This window comes from Streptomyces tricolor (assembly GCF_002155905.1).
GTDB classification, from domain to species: domain Bacteria; phylum Actinomycetota; class Actinomycetes; order Streptomycetales; family Streptomycetaceae; genus Streptomyces; species Streptomyces tricolor.
On sequence record NZ_MUMF01000794.1, the window covers coordinates 1 to 507 of the forward strand.

The 507-nt window shown below is 76.1% G+C and carries 1 protein-coding gene; it reads right to left on the reverse strand.

Going from position 1 to position 507, the window contains the following annotated elements:
- Positions 1–103: 103 nt before the first annotated feature.
- A partial coding sequence (locus CCN44_RS39650; protein ID WP_462509667.1) for a pseudouridine synthase family protein occupies positions 104–507 on the reverse strand: 404 nt, incomplete at its 5' end.

Here is a 507-nt window from a genome sequence, read left to right on the forward strand (position 1 = left end):
CGGCGGCCGGCGCGGCCGGGGTCCGCTGTGGTGCTGGGGCCTGTCGTTCGGATCAGGTCGGCTGTGAGGCACGTGGCCGTTCGGCCGACCCGAACGACAGGCCCTAGTTCCCGGCCGCCCAGTCCTCGTACGACGTCCACGCCCGCAGCTCGCGCGCGCTGACGAACGCGTGCTCCGTGCCCGTGACCGGGTCGGTGAACTCCAGCCTCCGGGCGAGGAGTTGCAGCGGGCGCCGGAAGTCGCCGGGGGGTGCCGGGTCGGCCACCTCGGGGTACAGCGGGTCGCCGAGGATGGGCACGCCCAGGGTGTTCAGGTGCACCCGCAGCTGGTGGGTCTGGCCGGTCGCCGGGACGAGCCGGTACCGGGCGCGGCCGGACCGGTGCCCGGCCAGTTCCACGCGGGTCTCCGCGTTCGGCTCGCCGGCGACCTCCCGGGCGGCCTGCACCCCGCGCTCGCCCTGCCCCGGACCGTGCGCAGCAGGATCGTGAAGGAGCGCGGGGTGCAGGC